General features: G+C 52.0%; 1 pseudogene. It reads left to right on the forward strand.

What is annotated here, in order from left to right:
- Positions 1-252, forward strand: a pseudogene (locus AC1RP1_RS08420) (hypothetical protein); the annotation flags it as partial.

Below are 252 nucleotides of genomic sequence, written 5' to 3' on the forward strand. Positions count from 1 at the left end.
GATCCCGGCCCTGCTGGTAATGATTCTGGTGCTGCTTATCCGCATCATCTTTGAAAACACCCACTACCACACCATCCACCAGTTTATTTATGAAGTGGTTGCCACCCCGGTACGCCACTACGGCACCTCTTATTTCGGGGCGCTGATGACCGTATTCAGCATCACCATTCTGTGGTCAGTGGGCATTAACTCCGGTTCGATGATCAACGGGATTATTCGCCCGCTGTGGATGGAGAACCAGACCGACAACAT

It is taken from the genome of Dellaglioa sp. CoH-56-MRSF-13, assembly GCF_056782095.1.